Origin of the sequence: Streptomyces arenae (assembly GCF_022343545.1) — a bacterium.
Classification (GTDB): Bacteria; Actinomycetota; Actinomycetes; order Streptomycetales; family Streptomycetaceae; genus Streptomyces; species Streptomyces humi.
This window is the reverse complement of the sequence record NZ_JAKQYH010000047.1, coordinates 1-19,879: the sequence shown is the minus strand read 5'-3', so window position 1 is coordinate 19,879 and position 19,879 is coordinate 1. Positions and strand designations below refer to the sequence as shown.

The 19,879-nt window shown below is 72.9% G+C and carries 16 protein-coding genes and 1 pseudogene; 10 read left to right on the top strand and 7 right to left on the bottom strand.

What is annotated here, in order from left to right:
* Nucleotides 1-58: 58 nt before the first annotated feature.
* Together MB828_RS20650 and cpt are read left to right on the top strand one after the other, a co-directional pair.
* Nucleotides 59-1,525 (top strand): WGR domain-containing protein, encoded by a 1,467-nt coding sequence (locus tag MB828_RS20650; RefSeq protein ID WP_301649489.1) that lies wholly within the window; start codon nt 59-61, stop codon nt 1,523-1,525.
* Nucleotides 1,526-1,552: 27 nt separating this feature from the next.
* Nucleotides 1,553-2,083 carry a chloramphenicol phosphotransferase CPT gene (gene cpt / locus MB828_RS20645; protein ID WP_301649488.1) on the top strand — a complete coding sequence of 177 codons (531 nt, stop codon included), beginning with the start codon at nt 1,553-1,555 and terminating at the stop codon, nt 2,081-2,083.
* Nucleotides 2,084-2,118: 35 nt separating this feature from the next.
* Here cpt and MB828_RS20640 read toward each other — a convergent pair whose 3' ends face one another.
* Entirely contained in the window at nt 2,119-2,478 is a 360-nt protein-coding gene (locus MB828_RS20640) for an excisionase (RefSeq protein WP_301649487.1), read from the bottom strand.
* 68 nt (nt 2,479-2,546) lie between these two features.
* On the opposite strand from MB828_RS20640, the gene MB828_RS46910 reads away from it, so the two are divergent.
* Nucleotides 2,547-3,518, top strand: a complete 972-nt coding sequence (locus tag MB828_RS46910) for a Clp protease N-terminal domain-containing protein (RefSeq protein WP_430381405.1) — start codon at nt 2,547-2,549, stop codon at nt 3,516-3,518.
* Between the two features lie 128 nt (nt 3,519-3,646).
* On the opposite strand, the pseudogene MB828_RS20625 reads toward MB828_RS46910, so the two are convergent.
* Nucleotides 3,647-3,757 (bottom strand): annotated as a pseudogene (locus tag MB828_RS20625) (A/G-specific adenine glycosylase); the annotation flags it as partial.
* 160 nt (nt 3,758-3,917) lie between these two features.
* Here MB828_RS20625 and MB828_RS20620 point away from each other — a divergent pair.
* Nucleotides 3,918-5,174: a serine hydrolase domain-containing protein gene (locus tag MB828_RS20620; RefSeq protein WP_301649486.1), complete on the top strand. Its 1,257-nt coding sequence runs from the start codon at nt 3,918-3,920 to the stop codon at nt 5,172-5,174.
* A gap of 253 nt (nt 5,175-5,427) precedes the next feature.
* Here the strand turns inward: MB828_RS20620 and MB828_RS20615 are convergent, their stop codons facing one another.
* Both MB828_RS20615 and MB828_RS20610 read right to left on the bottom strand, forming a co-directional pair.
* Nucleotides 5,428-7,047 carry an MFS transporter gene (locus tag MB828_RS20615; RefSeq protein ID WP_301649485.1) on the bottom strand — a complete coding sequence of 540 codons (1,620 nt, stop codon included), beginning with the start codon at nt 7,045-7,047 and terminating at the stop codon, nt 5,428-5,430.
* A 246-nt stretch (nt 7,048-7,293) separates the two neighbouring features.
* Nucleotides 7,294-7,686 (bottom strand): BlaI/MecI/CopY family transcriptional regulator, encoded by a 393-nt coding sequence (locus MB828_RS20610; protein ID WP_301649484.1) that lies wholly within the window; start codon nt 7,684-7,686, stop codon nt 7,294-7,296.
* Nucleotides 7,687-7,946: 260 nt separating this feature from the next.
* On the opposite strand from MB828_RS20610, the gene MB828_RS20605 reads away from it, so the two are divergent.
* The 5 genes from MB828_RS20605 to MB828_RS20585 all read left to right on the top strand — a co-directional run bounded on the left by MB828_RS20605 (nt 7,947) and on the right by MB828_RS20585 (nt 13,101).
* Nucleotides 7,947-8,339: an SCP2 sterol-binding domain-containing protein gene (locus tag MB828_RS20605; protein WP_165941750.1), complete on the top strand. Its 393-nt coding sequence runs from the start codon at nt 7,947-7,949 to the stop codon at nt 8,337-8,339.
* A gap of 235 nt (nt 8,340-8,574) precedes the next feature.
* Complete coding sequence (locus tag MB828_RS20600; protein ID WP_301649483.1) at nt 8,575-9,786, top strand: acyl-CoA dehydrogenase family protein; 1,212 nt, start codon at nt 8,575-8,577, stop codon at nt 9,784-9,786.
* Nucleotides 9,783-10,748: a hypothetical protein gene (locus MB828_RS20595; protein ID WP_301649482.1), complete on the top strand. Its 966-nt coding sequence runs from the start codon at nt 9,783-9,785 to the stop codon at nt 10,746-10,748. Before MB828_RS20600 ends, MB828_RS20595 begins: the two co-directional genes overlap by 4 nt.
* Nucleotides 10,749-11,675, top strand: coding sequence for a HesA/MoeB/ThiF family protein (locus tag MB828_RS20590; RefSeq protein ID WP_301649481.1), 927 nt, complete (start codon nt 10,749-10,751; stop codon nt 11,673-11,675). It begins immediately after the preceding gene.
* 4 nt (nt 11,676-11,679) lie between these two features.
* Nucleotides 11,680-13,101, top strand: a complete 1,422-nt coding sequence (locus tag MB828_RS20585; RefSeq protein ID WP_301649480.1) for an amidase — start codon at nt 11,680-11,682, stop codon at nt 13,099-13,101.
* 153 nt (nt 13,102-13,254) lie between these two features.
* On the opposite strand, the gene MB828_RS20580 is transcribed toward MB828_RS20585, so the two are convergent.
* From MB828_RS20580 to MB828_RS20570, 3 genes are all read right to left on the bottom strand, one after another.
* Nucleotides 13,255-13,902 (bottom strand): helix-turn-helix transcriptional regulator, encoded by a 648-nt coding sequence (locus MB828_RS20580; RefSeq protein ID WP_301649479.1) that lies wholly within the window; start codon nt 13,900-13,902, stop codon nt 13,255-13,257.
* 148 nt (nt 13,903-14,050) lie between these two features.
* Complete coding sequence (locus MB828_RS20575) at nt 14,051-14,548, bottom strand: winged helix-turn-helix domain-containing protein (RefSeq protein WP_301649569.1); 498 nt, start codon at nt 14,546-14,548, stop codon at nt 14,051-14,053.
* A 576-nt stretch (nt 14,549-15,124) separates the two neighbouring features.
* Nucleotides 15,125-17,944 carry a helix-turn-helix transcriptional regulator gene (locus MB828_RS20570; RefSeq protein WP_301649478.1) on the bottom strand — a complete coding sequence of 940 codons (2,820 nt, stop codon included), beginning with the start codon at nt 17,942-17,944 and terminating at the stop codon, nt 15,125-15,127.
* A 188-nt stretch (nt 17,945-18,132) separates the two neighbouring features.
* Here MB828_RS20570 and MB828_RS20565 point away from each other — a divergent pair.
* On the top strand, nt 18,133-19,879 hold a 1,747-nt coding region (locus MB828_RS20565; RefSeq protein WP_301649477.1), incomplete at its 3' end, for an AAA family ATPase.

The following is a 19,879-nucleotide window of genomic DNA, read 5'->3' as shown; positions in this document are numbered from 1 at the left end:
TTTGAGATCACTGGAGATCGGCCGCACCGGCCGGCCAGGCCTTGGGGAGGGGTGTGCGGTGTCCGCTGCGCAGGCACGACAGTCGGGGAACACGACGTATCTGGAGCTGTCCCAGGAGAGCGGCGGTGCCCACAAGTTCTACGAGGTGACCGTCGACGGGACCACGGTCTCCGTGCGGTACGGACGGATCGGTGTGGACGGGCAGCGCCAGACCTCCTCCTTCGCGTCCGTCGACAAGGCGCAGGCAGCGGCGGCGAAGAAGATAGCCGAGAAGGTGCGGAAGGGGTACGCGCCGGCGGTCCGGGGGCAGCGCGCGGCCCGGCCGGTGACCCGCCGTCAGGTGGCGTCCGCCCCGTCCACGGCGCGGGCCACCGCCCCCGTGCTGTGGCGGTTCCGTACGGGCGCCTCCGCATTCGGCATCCATGTGGACGAGGACCGCTGCTGGGTCGGCAACCAGCAGGGCAGCGTCTACACCCTGGGCCACGACGGCGAGGTGCTGGCCCACTACTCCCTGCCCGACGGTGTGAAGTGCCTGGTGGCGGACGACTTCTGGATCTACGCGGGCTGCGACGACGGCCGGGTCTACGACCTCTCGGCGAAGGTGCCGTTCGCCGCCTACGAGATCGCGGCCGAGGTGGACATCTTCTGGCTGGACATCCACGCGGGCGTGCTGAACGTCTCCGACCGCAACGGCGGCCTGACGGTCATCGACCACGAGGACGAGCTCCAGTGGTCACGCAACTCGTCGGGAGAACAGGGATGGATGGTGCGGGCCGACGAGAGCACCGTGTACCACGGCCACAGCGACGGTGTGACGGCTTACGCGGCCGACGGCACCAGCCAGCTCTGGCACACCACGACCAACGGCAACGTCCTCTTCGGATGGCAGGAGGAGAACGCGGTCTACGCCGGGACGGGGCGGCGGGTCGTCCAGCGGCTCGCCAAGTCCTCCGGGGCCGTCGAGGCCTCCTACCGGTGCGACGCCGCGGTGTACTCCTGCGCCACGTCCCCCGGCGGCCGTTACGTCTTCGCGGGTGACTCCGCCTCCTCCGTCTACTGCTTCACCGCGGACGGCACCCGGCTGTGGAAGCTCGGCACCGGCGGCGGCTCGGCACTGTCCATGCAGTACCACGACGAACGGCTCTACCTCGTCTCCACCGACGGCTCGCTCGCCTGCGTCGACGCGAGCGAGGCCGCGATCACCGCCGCCCAGTCGGGCACCGTCCCGGTCGCCGCGGACATCAAGCTGGCGGCCGCCCTGCCGACGTACGCACCACTGACCACGGCCGCCTCCGTCGCCACGGTCAGCGCCGTGCCCGCGGCGGGCGGCGGAGTCGTCGTGGAGTGCTTCGAACAGGGCGGCCGCGTGCGGGTGCGGGTGGTCTCCGAGGGCTACGAGCCGGGCTGGAACGTCCAGTTCCCGCGCGCGATACGCCAGCCCGGCGCACGCTACGTGGTGGACGCGCTGCACTCCTCGTCGGGCGGTTTCTACCGGGTGCGCGGGGAAATAAAGCGCCTGGTGTGACCGGGGTTCGTCTAGGGTGGCGCGGTGATGCCTCAGGTGATCGTCCTCAACGGTGGTTCCAGCTCCGGGAAGTCCGGGATCGTCCGGTGCCTTCAGGCGGTCCTGCCGGACCCCTGGCTGGCCCTCGGGACGGACACGCTGGTCGAGGCGATGCCGGCCGCCATGCAGGCGTCGGACGACGGCATCGAGTTCGCTCCGGACGGACAGGTGGTCGTCGGCCCGGAGTTCCGGACCCTGGAGGCGGCCTGGATCGAGGGGGTCGCCGCGATGGCCCGCGCGGGCGCCCGTGTCCTCGTCGACGAGGTCTTCCTCGGCGGGGCGTACTCGCAGCAGCGCTGGCTGAAGGCCCTGGACGGGCTGCCGGTGCTGTGGGTCGGTGTCAGGTGCGAGGCCGCGGTGGCCGCGGGCCGTGAGGTCGCGCGGGGTGACCGGACCATCGGGATGGCCGCGTCCCAGGCGGAGTCGGTCCACCAGGGCGTGACGTACGACCTGGAGATCGACACCACGCACACCGAGTCGATGGAGTGCGCGCGGGCCGTCGCCGCACACGTCGGCTGATCAACGGCCCGTCGGCACCCCGCCGTTCGGGCCAGTTACTTCCGTTCCAGCGCGGCCAGGCGCAGTTCGAGCTGGTCGACCCGGTGCCGTAGCAGGGTCACCTGGGCCTCCAGGCTGACGTCCCGTTCCGCTCGGCGCTGGATGCGCGGTGACGCGGCGGCGCGCTCGATCACCGCCTCCAACTGAACCAGACGTTGCGGCCCGTTGGGGCCGTCCACCAGCCGGGACCTGATCTCGCCGTTGCGGTACCAGGACCGCAGGGCCGAGCGCGAGACACCGGTCTCGGCCTCCGCCCTGGCCAGGGTGACCCAGGGAGTCTCGTCCAGCTGCTCGAACAGCTCCAGCTCGTTCTGCCAGCGCGAGAGCCGGTCCTCCCAGTCCGACGGTGTCTCCATCACACCCTCCCTTCATCACGGTGACCCTATCAATACCACTGTATTGACAGGGTTGAGACCATGGAGACATGACTTTCGAGAAGTTCACGGTGAAAGCGCGTCAGGTGGTCGTCACGGCCCAGGAGCAGGCGAGGCTGCTCAAGCACACGCACATCGGCACCGAGCACATCCTGCTGGGACTGCTCGAGGTGCCGGACGGCACGGCGGCGAAGGTCCTGCACCAGCTCGGGTACGACAAGGACACGGCCCGGGCCGACATCGCCGCGCTGGTGGAGCCCGGCACACAGGAGCTGAGCGGTCACATCCCGTTCGCGCCGCGGGCGAAGAAGACGCTCGAACTCGCCCTGCGCGAGGCGCAGCAGCTGCACCATCGCGACATCGGCACGGAACACATCCTGCTCGCCCTGGTCAGAGAGGGCGAGGGGGCCGGCGCGCAGGTGCTCGCCGAACGGATCAAGCCGGTCGGCAGGATCCGTGCCGCGGTCCTGGCCTCGCTGGAGGGCACGCAGGACGCGGGGGGCGGCCCGTGGCCGGCCGGCACCCCCGCCACCGAGGACACCGTCTCCACGGCGAGCGCGCTGGCCGGGGGCGCGCCGGTCGGCAGCCACCACCTGCTGGAGGCGATGCTGCGGGCGGAGAACAGCATGGCGGCCAGGGTGCTGCGGGAACTCGGGGTCGACGCGGACACGGTCGCCGCCAAGATCGACGAACTGGACCCGGAGACGACCACGGACGCGAACCCGGAGGAGGCCGCCGCGCGCCGGATGGAGATCCGGCTGGTCGGCGAGGAGGTGCACCTGGTCCTGCGGGACCCGGCGACGGTCGCGGCCGCCAGGAAGGTCACCGAACTGTCCGACGGCCCGATCCGGGGGACCGGACCGGTCGCCGGCCTGTTCGTGCCGCTCTGGCGATCCGTCAACCAGCTGCTGGCGGAGCTCCAGCGGGTCCTGGAACCGGAGCCGGAGGGTGCGGACGGTCCCGCCGAGAGCAAGGTGGTCAGGGCCGTGCGCTCGGTGCTCGCACCCCGGCTCCGCCGGTGAACCGGCGCCCACCGCCTGCCGTCTGACACCCTCACCGGTGACCGGTCACCGATGACCGGTCACCGGTCACCGCAGCCCCGGAACCGTCGTACCGGTGCTGCCGCCGCGTCACCGGAGTTGGTGGCCGCCCCGGTGACGGCCCGCGCGAAGACCCGCCGCACGTTCGTGTCCAGCACGGCGTGCCGCTGCCCGTACGCGAACGACGCCACCGCCGCGGCCGTGTACTCGCCGATCCCGGGCGTCCACGCGATCACGCGCACGCCGGCGGCTGAGGCGTCCGTCCGCGCCGGCGGTGGCCCTGGGTACACCCCGCGTGCGGCGGGGCGCCTCATTCTCACGTGGCGCCGGGTCGGGTTGGATGTCGTGGGTCGGCAACAACCCACACGGGGGGATACGAACATGAGCATGCAGTTACCGAAGAAGGCCGGAGCCGTCGTACTGACCGCCGCGTTGCTCGCGCTCGCCTCGCCCATGGCCGCGTCCGCCGCGTCCGCAGCGGCCGGCGGGCACCCGGCGGCGCGGCACTCCCACCGCTACGGCGAGGACACGCTGCGGCGGGACTTGGCGAACGTACGGCAGGCCGGGGGAGGTGACGTGAACGTGCTGGCCAGGGTCGACGGGACGGGCGGCGGGCCGCTCATGGCACGCATCGGCACCCGGACGGCCGGCTCCGCCGCCCCGATCCCGTGGCACGCCCGCTTCCGGGCGGCCAGCACCACGAAGACGTTCACGGCGACCGTCGTCCTGCAACTCGTGGCGGAGAGAGGGCTGTCGCTGGATGACACCGTCGAGCACTGGCTTCCGGGGGTCGTCGCGGGCAACGGCAACGACGGCAGCCGGATCACCGTGCGCGACCTGCTCCGCCAGACCAGCGGGCTGTACGACTACGTCGACGACCCGGAGATCCAGGACCGGCTGATCAACCACTTCGACGAGAACCGTCACGACACCACGCCCGCGGCCGACCTGGTCGCGGTGGCGATGAGGCACCGGCCGCTGTTCGTGCCCGAGCGGGGCGGGGCCACGCGCTGGGCGTACTCCAACACCAACTACCTGCTGGCCGGGATGATCGCCGAGAAGGCCGGCGGCGCGAGCTGGGCGGACCTGGTGGAGCGGCGGGTGATCGACAGGCTGGGCCTGCGGGACACCTCCGTCCCCGGGCTCGACCCGCACCTGCCCGACCCGCACGTGGACGCGTACCTGACCCTCGCCGACGGCAGCCGTCTCGACGTCACCGACCACAGCTTCCAGCACACCGCGGACTCCGGCGTGGTGAGCACCACCGGCGACCTGAACACCTTCTTCCGCGCCCTGGCCGGCGGCCGGCTGCTGCCCGCCGCGCAGTGGCGCGAGATGCGGCGGACCGTCGAGCGGACCGACGACCCGGAGGACGTGGCCGAGATGCCGGAGGGCACGTACGGTCTCGGGCTGCGCGAGATCCCGCTCTCCTGCGGCGGTCACTACTACACCCACGAGGGCGACGGGGTGGGTGTCAACACCCGTCCCGCGGTGAGCGCGGACGGCAGGCGCGCGGTGACCGTCTCCATCACGACGACCACCGCGCCGCCGGACCTGGCCACCCTCAACCGCGCCACGGGCACCCTCATCGACCACGCCCTGTGCGCCGCGGACGCCGGGGACCTCCCGAAGGGGTAGCCGGCCCGCACCGGCGTCCGGTCACCCGGGCGCACAGCGCGCGGGCGCCGCGTACGAGGACGGTGGCGGCGCCGCTCACCCAGGCCGTGCCGCCGGCGCCGGCGGCGGCCCCGAAGGCCGCGGCCGGGCTGCCGGTGTGGCCACGGTGACCGGCTGCGTCACGGTGAAGACGCTCCCCGCCGACACCCGGGACGACCGCGGGCCCGGGCAGGAGGTCAGCCCGGGCCCGCAGTCGTCCCGTCCGCCGCCGGCTCTAGTGCGCCGGTTCGACCGAGGTGTCCGGTGTGGTGGGCTCCGGTGCGGTCACCGTGTCGGCCGCGGCCCTGGGCGCGCCGATGCGGGCCGGCAGCCAGAGCAGCGCCACCACCGCGGCCACGACGAGGGCTGCCGCGCCCACGCCGAAGCTGACGTGCATCGCCGACAGGTACGCGTCCTGTGCCTTGGCCAGCAGACCGGGCAGCTGCTGCCGGGTCGCCGCCGGCAGCGTGCCGGCGCTCTCGAGGCCGCGTACCGCCGCCGCGGTGCCGCCCAGGGACTCCGAGGCCGCGTCCCGTACGTTCGCCGGGAGCACGTCGACCGCCGGACCCAGGGCGTCGCGGTACCGCACGGACAGCACCGAACCGAGGACGGCCACGCCGAGCGCGGCTCCGACCTGGCGCAGCGTGTTGTTGACGCCCGCGCCGATGGCGGCCTGGTCGGGGCGGACCACGGCCATCGTGGTGGTGGTCGTGGTCCCCATCACCAGGCCGAGGCCGAGGCCGGAGACGCCCAGCAGGATCTCGTACCACCACATCGCCGTGTCGGCGCCGATGTCCGCCTGGCCGGCGAAGGAGAGGGCGAGCAGGACGAGGCCCGCGGTCACCACCGCCTTCGGGCCGAACCGTTGGGCCATCGGGTTGCTCAGGACGCCCGAGATCACCGCTCCCACGGCCACCGGGAGCAGGATGACGCCCAGTCCGAGGGGGGTGTGGCCGCGGATGGCCTGGACGTAGAAGACCATCAGGAAGGTGCCGCCGGTCAGGGCGAAGAAGGACAGGGCGAGACTCGCGGTGCCCGCGGCGAACGACTTGTTCCGGAACAGCTTGACGTCCAGCGCCGGTGCGCGGGTCCGGCTCTCGAACACGACGAGCACGGCCAGCAGGAGCACTCCGCCGGCCAGCGTGCCGAGGACGTCGGCGCGGGTCCAGTCGTTGGTCTCGCCGCCGCGGATCACGCCGTAGACGAGTGCGCCGATGCCCGCCACGGACAGCAGGACGCCGACGAGGTCGATGCGCGGCCGGTTCGCGGCCCGGGACTCGGCGAGGACCAGCAGCAGGAGGACCGCGCAGACGGCGGCGATGGGCACGTTGATGAGGAAGACGGAGCCCCACCAGAAGTGTTCGAGCAGGAAGCCGCCGGCGATCGGGCCGAACGCGATGGACGTGCCGCCCAGCGCCGACCAGATGCCGATCGCCTTGCCGCGCTCCTCGGGGGCGTAGATGTCGTTGATCACCGCGAGCGTGGCGGGCGGTACGACCGAGCCCGCGACCCCCATCACCCCGCGCCAGAGGATGAGTTCCTGCGCGGAGTCGGCGAAGCCGGCCAGCGCGGAGGCCACGGCGAAGGCGACCAGCCCGATCACCAGGACGCGGCGGCGGCCGAAGGCGTCCGCGAGGATGCCCGAGGAGAACATGAGGGCCGCGTAGAACAGGATGTAGGAGTCCAGGGCCCACTGGAGTTCGGCGTTGGTCGCGCCGATGTCCTCCTGGATCGTCTGGAGGGCGACGTTCAGGATGGTGTTGTCCATCATCACCATCAGGAAACAGCAGCCTAAGACCGTCATGATCAGCCCACGGCGGGGTACCGGCCCGCCTGCGGTCAGTGCCGCGTTCATGCACACCTCCTGTCGGAGGGGCGTGGTGCACCCGGTCGGCGCCGCCCCTGAATCTACTACGGGAGCATAGTAGATAGCGGTCGCAGTACGGCCTGACGCGGGTGAAGGCGAGGTGAAAGAAAGGCCGTTGGTGCCCTCGTGGCGGGCAGGCGGGCAGGCGGGCAGGCGGGCAGGCGGGCAGGCGGGCTGGCGGGCAGGCGGGCAGGCGGGCTGGCCGGCGTGCGGTCGGGCGGGCGACCGGCTCGTTCAGCGGCCGGGGCCCTCCTGCATGAGTTTGTCGAAACGCTCGCGCAGGTCGGGGGCGCTGAGGATCTCGTCGAGGAAGTGACCCACCGCGCTCACCCCGAAGTCGCGGATGACCTCACGGACGGCCATCGCCGCCTCGTCCGTGACGACCGGTGAGTACGCGTACCCCCGGCCCGCCTTGGCGCGGTCGGCGGCCCCCTTCTCGGCGAGACGGCTCAGCACGGTCATGACGGTGGTGTACGCCAGCGGGGTCGCGCGGCCGGAGTTGAGCGCACCGAGCACCTCCCGGACGGTCATCGGTCCGGGAGCCTGCCACAGCACCTCCATGATCTCGTTCTCCAGCGGGCCGAAGACGAGGCAGTCCTGGGAGGGGCGGGAACGGTCGGCTGCCATTCCCCCAATCTACGACACCGCCCGCCCGGGGCACCCGAAGGTCCCGGGACAACTGCCGTGGCCTGCGGTGTCGTCGGAGCTGGCATGGGGTGCCACGGCGGCCGGCCGCCCCCATGACAGGACATGATTCTTTCGGGCCCCCTTCCTTTCCCTTTTGCCGCCCTGTCGGTATGCCCTTCGCGGCCTTCCGTGATTCCTACGATGCATTCGACGCCGACGCGGTGAACCACCGTCGGGCATTGCCTCCGGGAGAGAGATCCATGGCTGTTTTCGAGTCGACCGAAGTCGCCGAGCGGGTATTCGGCACCCTCTTCGAAATCCTGCTCAAGGACGAGCAGTTCACGTCGCAGCTCCGTGCCGGGGACATGTCCGTCCTGCTGACCCAGACCAACCCCGACTGCGTCCTGCACGTGTCCGCGGACGCACTGACGATCGGTGCGGACGCCCCCGAACAGGCCACGATCCGGATCAAGATGTCCAGCGACACCGCCCACCAGCTCTGGCTCGGCAAGCTCATGATGCCGACCGCCATAGCCACCGGACGTGTGCGGATCCGCGGCAAGGTGGCCCGGGTGCTGGAGCTGGTCCCCATCCTGCGCCCGGCCTTCGACCGCTACCCGGAACTGGCCGAGAAAGAGGGACTTCCCCTCTGAGCACCCCCGGCATGGGCGACCACCCGCCGCCGGCCCGCACGACCGTCCCCTCGCCGGCCCGCGCGACCGCGCCCCCGCGCCCCCCTGATGACGTGCCGGCGCAGGACCGCGGTGCCGGTCCTCCCGAACCGCCGTCGGGCCGGCGGGCCGTGAAAGCCGGCGTTTCGGTATTTCCCTGGTACGTACCCCCGGGTATTTCCTTTCGGGTCCCGGATTCTCGGAGTTTCGGAGAGACATGACGAACCACGACGCGATCGACCTCAATTTCGACGCCCTTCCCGGGGAGGTGGAGAAACTCCGCCTCCAGGTAAGGGAATTCGCCCGCGAGGTCGTCGCGCCCCGCGTGACCGGCCTCGACGCGGCCCCCGCCGACGACTTCGACTGGGAGATGGTGGCCCAGGGCCACGCCCTCGGCCTCACCCGCGTCGCCGTGCCCAAGGACTACGGCGGCCTCGGTCTCGGCATGATCGGCTGCGCCGTCGCCCTGGAGGAGGTGGCGTCCGTCTGCGCCGGCACCGCCCTGGTCTTCGGCGCCGCCATGCTCGGCCAGTGCCCCGTGCTGCTCTCCGGCGACCCGCGGCTCCAGGCCCGCTTCCTGCCCATGTTCTCGGGGGACTCGCCGGTCCTCGCCTGCAACGCGGTCACCGAGGAGGAGGCCGGCTGCGACCTGATCATCCCGGCCAACGCCGTCCACGCCCGGGACGTGATGACCGCCCGCCGTGACGGTGACCACTACGTCCTCAACGGCAGGAAGCGCTTCATCACCAACGCCCAGGTCGCCGCGTTCGCCTCGGTGTTCGCCAACATGGAGGGTGCGCCCGGCGCCACCGGCCTGACCTCGTTCATGGTGCCGCTCGACCTGCCCGGCGTGGTCCGCGGACCGGTCGCCGACAAGATGGGCTACCGGCTCTGCCTGGGCAGCGAACTGGAGTTCCACGACGTCCGGATCCCCGCCGAGAACATGATCGGCGAGGAGGGCGACGGCATGGCCATCAACATGGCGCAGAGCAACATGGCGCGTGCCTCCGTCGCCGGCATCTCCGTCGGTGTCGCCCGGGGCGCCTTCGAACAGGCCCTGGAGTGGTGCGACACCCGGGTCCAGGGCGGACGGCCGCTGCGTGAGCACCAGTTCACCGCCGCCAAGCTCGCCGAGATGGCCGCGAAGATCGACGCGGCCCGGCTGCTGTACCTGAAGGCCGCGCACAAGGTGGACAACGAGCTGCCCGCCCCGCAGTACGAGCCCGCCACCGCCAAGCTCTTCGCCGACCGGGTCGCCATCGACGTCGCCGACCTGGCCATGTCGCTCACCGGCGCCCGCGGTTACGTGAAGTCCTTCGGCATGGAGAAGCGGCTGCGCGACGCCTACGGGGCACGCATCTACGAGGGCACCCCCGAAGTGCTCGCCCTCGCCGTCACCGAGAGCCTCTACGACCGGGACCGGACATGACGGACCTGGTGCCGGAACTGGAGCGGGTACGCACGCTGGACCAGGCGCAGGCGCAGGCGCAGGCACGGGAACGGTACGTCGCGGACATCTGCCGGCTGCACTCCTCCCTGGACTTCCGGGCGCTGCCCGACCACATCGTGGGCGAACCGCTGCACTACGCCCACGACCCGGCCGACGAACTGGTGACCCTCAGCGTCCAGGACGACCAGCTCCCGCTGCGCTACCTCAACGGGATCATGGGCTTCCGGCTCGTCCAGTACCTGCGGCTGGGCTGGATGTCCCCCCGTCTCATGTACGAGCGCGCGGTGTTCCGGGAGACCGTCCGGCACCCGGAGGGCGTGCAGAACATCCACACCGTCAGCCTCTGCACCCGTACCGGCCGGATCGACGGCTACATCAGCCTGGGCTGCTCCCAGGACCCGGTCTCCCTGCCGCTGGACGACCCGGACCGCCGCCGGTTCGCCACCGAGGAGGCGCACGGCATCGACCTGCTCGGCCAGTTCGCCGCCGACGGGGTGGGCACCCACCAGGCGTTCGAGATCAAGCGGTTCCTGCGCAACCTCGACCTGCCGGCCGAGCCCCGCACCGAACGGGTCTCCTGGCGGCTGCTGGCGAGCCTCGGCAGGGTCGTCGCCGCCGCGGAGGCCTCGAACCGGATGCGGGTCCTGCTCGGGGACGCCAAGGAGAAGGTGGCCGTCCGGCACTTCCGGCTGATGGGCTTCCCCCTCCAGATCGCCCGGGGCACCTCGCCCCGGCTCCCCGAGACGGACCTCATGTCCCCCATCTACCAACAGGACGTCAACGCGGTCCCGTTCGTGGCACAAGTCCACGACGACCTGGACGACTACGTGGACCTCGTCGAGGAGTACCTGGCCGGCGGCCCGGACGCGCCGACCCTCGCGAAGCTGGTGGCCACGATGTCCCGCCGGGCCGGAGCACGCCGAGTGAAGGAGGCGTCGTAGATGAGCGGTCCGCGGACCGGGGAACCGGGCCTGCCCGGAGGGCTCCCCGAGGCGAAGGACTTCTACGCCGAACTGACCACCCGCAACCGGGGGGTGGTCGGCCCGGCCGAGCAGGCGGCGCTGCGCGGGTCGACCGTGCTCGTGGCCGGCTGCGGGTCCATCGGCGGCGCCGCCGTCGAGCCGCTCGCCCGGCTGGGGGTGCTCTCCTTCGTCCTGGCCGACCCGGGCACGTACGAGGTGAACAACCTCAACCGGCAGAGCGCGGCGGTCACCGACGTCGACCGCAACAAGGCCGCGGTCGCAGGTGAACGGGTGGCCGCCATCAACCCGTACGCCACGGTCAGGGTCTTCCCGGAGGGCGTCACCGAGGACACCGCGAAGGCGCTGGTCGAGGAGTGCGACGTCATCGTGGACGGCGTCGACGTCACGACCATGGACGGCTGGCGGGCCAAGCACCTGCTCCACCGGCTCGCCGTGCGACGGCGGCTGCCGCTGGTCACCGGCTGGGACATCGCCGGCGCACAGTACGTGCGCTGCTACGACTACCGGCACGTCACCGAGCCGTTCGACGGCGCCATCGCCGAGGCCGACCTGGACCGGCTGACCTCCTGGCAGCTGCTGCTGCGGGCGGTGCCGCTGCGCTACGTGCCGGTGGAGATGCTCACCGAGGTCAGGGCCAACCTGGGGCGGCCGGACTACAGCTTCCCGCAGGTCACCTACGTCGCCATGATGTTCGGCGCGCTCACCTCCCACATGGTGGTGAAGCTGCTCTCCGGGGCGAGCGTGCGCCCGGAGGTCTACGTCGACGTGCACCAGCAGGTCCGCCCGCCCCGGCAGCAGCTGCTCACCCGGGCGCGCCGGATCGCCGCGCTGGCCGCCCTGACACCGGGGCTGCTCAGACTGGCGCGCGGCGGCAAGGGGGCCTGACGGGATGTCCGACCTCCACGAGATGACGGCGCTCGCCCAGGCGGGCGCCGTCGCCCGGGGCGAGCTGTCGCCCGTCGAACTGACCGACCACTACCTGCACCGGATCGCCGAACTGGACGGTGAGCTCGGCGCCTTCCTCACCGTCACCCCGGAACTCGCCAGGGCGGCGGCGCGGCAGGCCGAGCAGGAGGCCGTGACCGCCCGCCGGGACGGCACCCGGCTGGGTGTGCTGCACGGGGTGCCGGTGCCGGTCAAGGACCTCGTCCAGGTCGAGGGGGTGCGCTGCACCTGGGGCTCGGCGGCGTTCGCGGACCACGTCAGCGACGCCGACGACCATGTGGTCACCCGGCTGCGGCAGGCCGGCACGGTCCTGCTGGGCAAGACCAACACCGCCGAGTTCGGGCTGCCCTGCTACACGGAGAACCGGCTCGGACCGCCCACCCGCAACCCGCTGGCGCCCGAGCGGTCGCCCGGCGGGTCCAGCGGCGGCGCGGCGGCGGCCGTGGCGGCGGGCCTCGCCCCGCTCGCGCACGGCACCGACGCCGGCGGTTCGGTCCGCATCCCCGCCTCCGCCTGCGGCCTGGTGGGCCTGAAGCCCAGCAGGGGCCGGATCAGCAACGGCCCGCTGCGCCCCGACGTCACCGGACTGTCCACCCACGGTGCCCTGGCCCGTACGGTGGCCGACGCGGCGGCGCTGGTCGACGTGATGGCCGGGTGGATGCCCGGCGACGTCTACACCGCACCCCCGCACCCCGGCGGTCTGACGCTCCTCGAACACGCCCGCCGGGACCCCCGGCCGGTGCGGGTGGTGGTCCTGCGGGATCCGATGGTGCCCGGCGCGGTGCTGCACCCCGACTGTGCGGCCGCCCTCGACAGCGCCGCGGCGGCCCTGGAAGCGCTGGGCCACGAGGTGACGGCCGTGGAGATGCCCCCGGACGGCGATCTCGTGGCCGCGTTCACCCGGGTCTGGTCGGTGGAGGCCGCGTCGTACGAGGTGGAACCCGGACGGGAGGGCGAGCTGATGCCCTTCACGGCCTGGCTCAGACGGGTCGCGGACGGGGTGACGGCGCGGGAGTACGCCGCGGCGCTGGCCACCTTCCGGGGGCTCGGGCAGCTGCTCACCGACCTGCTCTTCGCCTCGTACGACGTGATCCTCTCCCCGGCGCTCGCCGAACCGCCCGTCCTCATAGGGGAGTTGCGCGACGACGCCGATCCGGCGGCCGAGTTCGCCCGGATGACCGCCTTCATGCCGTACACCACGGTTCACAACCTCACCGGCCTGCCCTCGATCACGGTTCCGCTGGCCCGCGACGCGGCCGGCCTGCCGATCGGCGTGCTGCTGGGCGCCCGGTACGCGGACGAGGCGCTCCTGGTCTCGCTGGCCGCCCAGCTCCACCGCCCCCGCGCGACGTCCACGAGCACCTGACGTCGCCCTCGGACCGGCCGGCGCCGCCCACCGGCGGCCGTGGGCCGGCACGGCCGACCGGGCGTCCCACGAGAACGCCCACGGCCCCGGCCGCCCGGCCCGCCCATCAGGCGAGCCGGGCGGCCGCCCCCGGTACGGCGGTTCGGACGCGGTTCAGATGATGCCCGTCCTGATCGCGTAGGCCACGGCGTGCGTCCGGTTCCGGACCTTCCAGCGCCGCATGACGTCCTGTATCACCCCTTTGACGGTACGCTCCGAGTAGCTCATGGCCCGGGCGATCTCGACGCTGTTCATCCCCTCGGCCAGCATGCGGAGCACCTCCATCTCCCGGGCGGACATCCCCGTCTCGGCAGAAAACGTTGTCACGCTCCGTCGCCGTTTCAGCTGCCCCAGTTCGAGGATCAGGTGGCTCACGAGGTCTTCCGGGACATGACCGTTCCCGGCGCTCGCCTCCACGATCGCCTCGACCAGCTCCGCCAGGCCCGAGGTGCTCCGGTGCACGAACCGGGTCAGCCCGTACTGGACGGCCAGGGTGAGCTGCCGCTCGGTGATCCGGTCGGCCATCATCACGAGCGGCACGGGTGCCTCGGCGGTCCGCAGCGCGTCGTGCCTGAGCACCTTCAGCCATTCGTCGTCCATCACGTCCACGAGCAGGACGGACACGTCCGCGCCGGGCAGCAGTTCCCTGGGCACGAGCTTGAAATGCGGACAGGACTGGAGATACGCCGTGACGGCGTGTTCGAGCAGTGGTTCACTCGCCCGCAATGCGACATAGATCGGGGCGGTCATTGCGTCGCGCATCCCGGCCGCCTCTCCGTACCGCCTGCCATCGCAGGGGCGTTCTCCTTTCGCTGTATTTGAAATTCGATGCGCCGGCCCCATGAACGGCAGGCGCACTTCCTTTTCCGGTACGTCGCCACCGGCCCGCCCGGGCTTCGGGGCCGGGTATTCAGGACTGGGCCTTCAGGAGAAAGCCGCGCCCCCGTACGGTCTCTATGGCCAGTCCTATGGAATCGACCTTCCGTCTGAGCCGCATGATGTGCAGGTCGAGGGCGTTCGGGCTGGCGGACCGGTTGGCGTCCAGGAGCCGTTCGGCCAGCTCGGTGCGGCTGGCCAGGCCCGGCCGCCGGTGCAGGAGCCCGCGCAGCACCTCGGCCTCGGACACCGTGAGCGGCAGGACCTCGCCGCCGTAGCGCAGCAGTCCGTCCTCGTCGACGACCGGCGCGGTGCCGTGCGAGGTGGCCTTCAGGCGTAAAGAAGCCACCCTGGCCTGCAGTTCCCAGGTTTCCACCGGGTGCCGTACCCAGTCCTCGCGGGTACTCGTGAGCTCCGGCACCCGTGCGCCCCGGGCCACCACGATCAGGCAGGGCAGCCCCTGCGTACGAAAGCGCGCCAGTTTGCCCGACTCGGCCGGCCAGCGGACGATTTTCACGTCCGACCTCTTCATGTTTTCCACGTCTGCCATTCCTCTCGTGCCGTGCGGCACGAACTGCCGCTGCGAAACTCGATGTCAACGAACGTCAGATGGCGATGAAGTTAAATGTCGTGCATAACCTTCGGCACCGCTGGCACCTTTGTTGCCCCCCTGGGTCGGTTATTCGGAGGGCGCACGGGAGTTTTCTTTCGAAGGCTATCAACCCCCTGTGGTTGCCCCGCTCCAGTGTCGATCATGCGGCGGCGAAAGTGAAAAGGTCTTGCACGATCGTGCGTGTCGGCGCGTCATGATGTTGCCCAAGGGATGTCGGCAGCATACCTGTGAACGGAAAGTCAAACCGGCGCCGCGAGAAGCATTTCCGGTGGGGAAAAAAAGCCTGTCCCGATGTCCCTGGGCTCGCAGAACGGCAGTTCGCGGACATTGCCACGGCGAATACATCCGGCCACACCGGCACCGCCGGCGGTGCCGGGCGCCCCCGGCGCCCCGGACGGAACGGCCCATCGGCCCCACGCGGGACCGCCGCGGTGGGGACCCCTCGGCCCACCCGCGCTGCCCGGACGGGCAGCCGCGCACCGGCCGCCGGGCGCGTCACCGCGGGTTGTCGGCGGAGAGCGCGTCCCGGAGCTGGGCTCTGGCCGTGATGCCGAGCTTGGGGAAGATCTTGTGCAGGTGGTAACCGACCGTACGCGGGGACAGGTAGAGGCGGGCCGCGATGTCACGATTGGTCAGACCCTGAGCGGCGAGTTCGGCGATCTGCCGCTCCTGCGGGGTGAGTTCACCGGCGGCCGGGGCGCCCGGCGCCGCTCCCGGCGCCCCCGCGGCCCGCAGCTCCGCCGTCGTCCGCTCGGTCCAGGGACGGGCGTCCAGCCGCTGGAAGCACTCCAGGGCCGCACCCAGGTGCGCACGCGCCTCGACGCTGCGGCGGCGCCGGCGCAGCCACTCGCCGAAGTCGAGCCGGACGAGGGCTCTCTCGAAGGGCCACGCGTCGCAGGCCGGATCGTCGAGCGCGGCGCGGAAGTGCCGCTCCGCCTCGTCGGTGTCGGTCAGCAGCGCGGCGGCCCGGTGGAGCACGGCGGCCAGCCGGGGGGAGGGGTCGGGCTTCGGGTCGTGCGACACGGCGTCGAGCACCGCGCGCGCGTCGTCCGCCCGTCCGGCACGGACCGCCGCGGCGGCCAGGTCGCCCAGGTGGTAGAGCGAGGCGTGGTAATGGACCGGAGCGGGGCGGAAGTCACGGGTGAACGTCGCCCGCAGCCGCTCGTAGGCGTCCGCGTGCTCGCCGGCGACGAACGCGGCCATGCCCAGGGCGTACCGGTGCCGGACCTGGAGGCTCAGCGAGTTGCGCAGGTCCACGCCGTGCACGGCCTCCGCCGCCTGCTTCCGCGCCGCGGCGTGGTCACCGCGCAGGGCGCTCAGGGTGGCCCGCAGGACCCGGGCGCCCACCGTCACGTTGTCGGCTCCCGCCTCCGTCGCCATCCAGAACGCCTCGCCCGCCGCGTCCCCGGCCGCGGTCCAGGAGCCGTTCTCGAACAGCGCGAGGGCGAGGGCCTGCGTCACCGTCGCGTTGGTGCCCGCGCTGCCCGCGCGCCGCAGCATGTCCATGGTCCGGCCGAGGACGCGCACCGCCTGCTCGGTCTCGTCCAGGATCCAGGTCGTGCCGCCCAGCGCGGTGAGGTTCCCGAGGGACTCCTCCCGCGCCAGGGCGGCCCGCCCCTCCTCCAGCAGCGGGAGCAGCAGCGCCCGTTCGTGGTGCGGATCGACGGCCGCCCGGGCCCAGGCGCGGCCCGCGGGGTCGCCGTCCTCCACGATCAGGCCGCCGATCCGGCGGAGCTCCTCCCGGTAGTACGGCGTACCGGTGTTGTAGACGGACGTCGCCGCGGTGCTCAGGGCGGCCAGAGCGAGGCCCGGAGCCGGCCGGGAGCAGGCTTCCGCGACACCCAGCAGCAGTGCCAGCGCGTCCTCGTGGCGAAGGGTCACGCCGAGGGCCCAACCGCCCAGCAGCGAGGCCTCGGCACGCAGCCGGGGTTCCTCGGTGATCTCGCCGACCCGGCCGCTCAGCTCGCCGACCCACTGCGGGTGGCCGGCGAACATGGCCGCCTGCGCGGCCGCCAGCAGCCGCCGCGCGCGCAGGTCCGGTGCCGGGGTCAGCTCGGCGGCGCGTTCCAGAGCGGTCGCGACCGCCGCGTGACCGCCCCGGCCACGGGCCCGTTCGGCGCTCTCGGCCAGCGCGTCGGCGACCTCCGCGTCCTGGCCGGTCGCCGCAGCCGCCAGCTGCCAGGCCCGGCGGTCCGGTTCCTCGGCCAGCGCGGCGGCCAGCGCGAGATGCGCCTGCCGGCGCTCCTGGAAGGGGGCCGCCTGGTAGACGGCCGACCGCACCAGCGGGTGGCGCGGCAGCACCCTGCCCTGCTCCACCCGCACCAGACCGGCCCGCTCGGCGGGGTCCAGCGCCGACACGACGTCCAGCTCCGGTGCGGCCCGCGTCAGGTCGGCCAGCCGGGCGGTGCCGGCCGCGGCCACCAGCAGCAGCGCCCGCCGGGTGGGCGCGGGCAGCCCGGGCAGGTCGGCCGCGAACAGGCTCTCCAGCCGCGCGGTCAGCGGAAGCGCGGTGCCGGTGCCGCCGTCGCCGCCCGCGCTCCGGCCCCGGGCCAGCGCGCGGGGCAGTTCGATCAGGGCCAGCGGATTGCCGGCCGCCTGCCGGAGGATCTCGGCCCGCGCCCTGCCCCGGGGCGGATCCGGCTGCGCGTCCAGCAGCAGGCCCGCCGCGGTGCGGCTCAGCGGGCCCACGGTGACCTGGGGAAAGTCCCGGTCGAAGCGGGCCGGTACGCCCTCCTCGCGGGCGGCCAGCAACAGCACCACCGGCCTGCCCTCGAGCCGGCGGGCGAGAAAGCCGAGCACGTCCACCGAACCGAGGTCCAGCCACTGCGCGTCGTCCACCAGCAGGAGCAGCGGCCGGCCGGCGGCGGCCGCGGTGACCAGGCCGAGCACGGCGACGCACAGGGACAGCTGGTCGAGTCCCGGTTCGTCCTCCGTCCCGTACGGACCGAAGGCGCGGTCCAGGGCCTCGCGTTGCGCCGCGGGCAGCCCGTCGCCCGGCAGCAGCGGATGCAGCAGCTGGTGCACGCCGGACAGGCCCAGGCCCGCCTCGCCCTCACTGCCGCGCACCCGCAGGATCCCCAGGCCCAGGGCCCGGCCCCGCTCGGCCGCCCGGTCGACCAGGGTGCTCTTGCCCGCGCCCGGCTCCCCGGTCAGCACCAGCACCTGCGGGCCGCTGCCGTCCACCGCCGTGAGCAGCCGGTCCAGGCGGGCCAGTTCGGCGGCCCGGCCCAGGATGCGCGGTTCGGAGAGGTGGTCGGTGCCGCCGTGCATGAACGTCCTTCTCGTCTGGGCGTGGACCCGCCTGCGCGCGGACATGCCAGTGTGTTGCTATTTCGGCACTTTCATATGCCTACGGTTACCTATGTCCGTTGGTTGATATGTATGTGGGCTGGTACGTCCATCCTGCCAGTCGGTGACTGGTCATGTGACAGAAGCGTCCTGGCCCCGACTTCGCGAAAATAGCCCTGACCAGGGAATACGCGCACTGCCAGGGGAGTACGTGAATGACGGGCCACCCACCCCGGCAGCCCGTGACGGGCGGACCGGCCGCCGTGCTGGGCCGGGACGGCGAGACCGAGCGGATCCTGCGGTGCGTGCGGCGTGAACCCGGCACCGCCCAGACCCTGCTGCTCGTCGGCGACGAGGGGACCGGGCGTACGACACTGCTCCGGCACGTCCGGGAGCGGGCCGCCGCCGAGGGTGTGCTGGTGCCGGCCGCGCAGGGCTGGGCCGGGGACCCGCGCCCCGCGGACGCCTGCCTGCGCCAGCTCATGGCGTCGTCAGCGCCTCACGAACGGCCACCGGGAGCCGTACCACCGCAGGCGGAGCGACCGGACGAGGCCGGTCTGCCCGCGGCGGTGACCTCGTTGCTGGACCGGCTCGCCGCGGACGGGCCGGTACTGGTGTGCGTGGACGACGCCGACCTGTGCGACCGCGCCTTCCTGGACGCGCTGTTCGCCGCGGCCCGGCAGCTGACCGGCCGGGCGCTGACGGTACTGCTCACCGCCCGTCACGAGGCGGCCCTGCCCGCACCGCCGCCCGGCACCGAGACCCTGCGGCTCGGCCCACTGGACGACGCCTCGGCCGCCGCACTCCTCGACCGGCAGCCGGTACCGCCCACCGGCAGACACCGGCTGGAGATCCTCGCCGAGGCCGGGGGCAACCCGCTGGCCCTCGTCGAACTCGGCCGTGCCGCGCCGGGACCCGCCCAGGCGGTGCGGCACACGCCCGCGGAACACGTCTTCGGCGTACAGCTCGACGCGCTCCCCGCCGAGACCGGCCGGGCCCTGCTGTACGCGGCGGCGGCGGAACCCGGCGAGAGCGTCGCCGCCGTCATGGCCGCCCTCGGCACCGGCGACCTGGCGGTGTGGGCGCCCGCCGAGGCGGCCGGACTGCTCGCGCTGGCCGAGGACCGGTTCGGCTTCCGGCATCCGCTGGCGCGGTCGGCCGCCTATCTACGGCGCCCGGCCGCCGAGCGCCAGCGGGCCCACCGCGACCTCGCCGGGGTCGCCGCGCTGCCCGAGGCCAGGGCCCGGCACCTGGCGGCCGCCACCGTGGGCACGGACGCGTCCGTCGCCGCCGCGCTGGAGGCCTCCGCCTGGCGGCGCGGGGACGCGGTGCGGGCCGCGCGCGCCCTGGAGCAGGCGGCCCGGCTCAGCCTGGGTCGCCCCGACCGCGCCCGGCGGCTCGCCGCGGCCCTCGCGGCGGTGCAGGCGGTGGGGGACCCCGGCTGGACCCGGGAGCTGTACGGGCGGCTCGTCCAGGAGGACGCCGACCCGGAACTCCTGTGCGTGGCGGCCGGCGCGCTGGCCTCCGTCCTCTCCCACGAGTCCGCCCAGCGCGAGGCGTTCGAGCTGCTGGCCGACGCCTCGGAACACTTCCCGGCCCTCGACCCGGCCCTCGCCCTCACGCTCACGACCCTGGCCGCCGGCATCACCTCCCGCTCCGGCCTGCCCGAACACACGGCAACCCTCCCAACCCTGCTCACGCGCGCACACCAGCCCCGGAACCCCACCCAAACCGACACCCCCGACAGCCTTCGGCGGACCGACGGGGCGGGGGGAGCCGACGGGACTTCGCAGGGCGGTGGCATCGCCGGGACCGAAGGGGTTCGGCGGGCCGGTGGGGTTTCGCGGGGGGCCGACGGGGCTTGGCGGGACGGTGGGGTGGGGGGAGCCGACGGGGCTTCGCAGGGTGGGGAAGGTGGCCGGGCCTTGCGGGTTGGTGGGGGTGTGCCGGGGGTGTCTGGCG

Coding starts and splice junctions, on each gene's coding strand:
- cpt (WP_301649488.1), top strand. CDS start 1,553: ATGCCTCAGGTGATCGTCCTCAACGGTGGTTCCAGCTCCGGGAAGTCC.
- MB828_RS20640 (WP_301649487.1), bottom strand. CDS start 2,478: ATGGAGACACCGTCGGACTGGGAGGACCGGCTCTCGCGCTGGCAGAAC.
- MB828_RS46910 (WP_430381405.1), top strand. CDS start 2,547: ATGACTTTCGAGAAGTTCACGGTGAAAGCGCGTCAGGTGGTCGTCACG.
- MB828_RS20620 (WP_301649486.1), top strand. CDS start 3,918: ATGAGCATGCAGTTACCGAAGAAGGCCGGAGCCGTCGTACTGACCGCC.
- MB828_RS20615 (WP_301649485.1), bottom strand. CDS start 7,047: ATGAACGCGGCACTGACCGCAGGCGGGCCGGTACCCCGCCGTGGGCTG.
- MB828_RS20610 (WP_301649484.1), bottom strand. CDS start 7,686: ATGGCAGCCGACCGTTCCCGCCCCTCCCAGGACTGCCTCGTCTTCGGC.
- MB828_RS20605 (WP_165941750.1), top strand. CDS start 7,947: ATGGCTGTTTTCGAGTCGACCGAAGTCGCCGAGCGGGTATTCGGCACC.
- MB828_RS20600 (WP_301649483.1), top strand. CDS start 8,575: ATGACGAACCACGACGCGATCGACCTCAATTTCGACGCCCTTCCCGGG.
- MB828_RS20595 (WP_301649482.1), top strand. CDS start 9,783: ATGACGGACCTGGTGCCGGAACTGGAGCGGGTACGCACGCTGGACCAG.
- MB828_RS20590 (WP_301649481.1), top strand. CDS start 10,749: ATGAGCGGTCCGCGGACCGGGGAACCGGGCCTGCCCGGAGGGCTCCCC.
- MB828_RS20585 (WP_301649480.1), top strand. CDS start 11,680: ATGTCCGACCTCCACGAGATGACGGCGCTCGCCCAGGCGGGCGCCGTC.
- MB828_RS20580 (WP_301649479.1), bottom strand. CDS start 13,902: ATGCGCGACGCAATGACCGCCCCGATCTATGTCGCATTGCGGGCGAGT.
- MB828_RS20575 (WP_301649569.1), bottom strand. CDS start 14,548: ATGAAGAGGTCGGACGTGAAAATCGTCCGCTGGCCGGCCGAGTCGGGC.
- MB828_RS20570 (WP_301649478.1), bottom strand. CDS start 17,944: ATGTCCGCGCGCAGGCGGGTCCACGCCCAGACGAGAAGGACGTTCATG.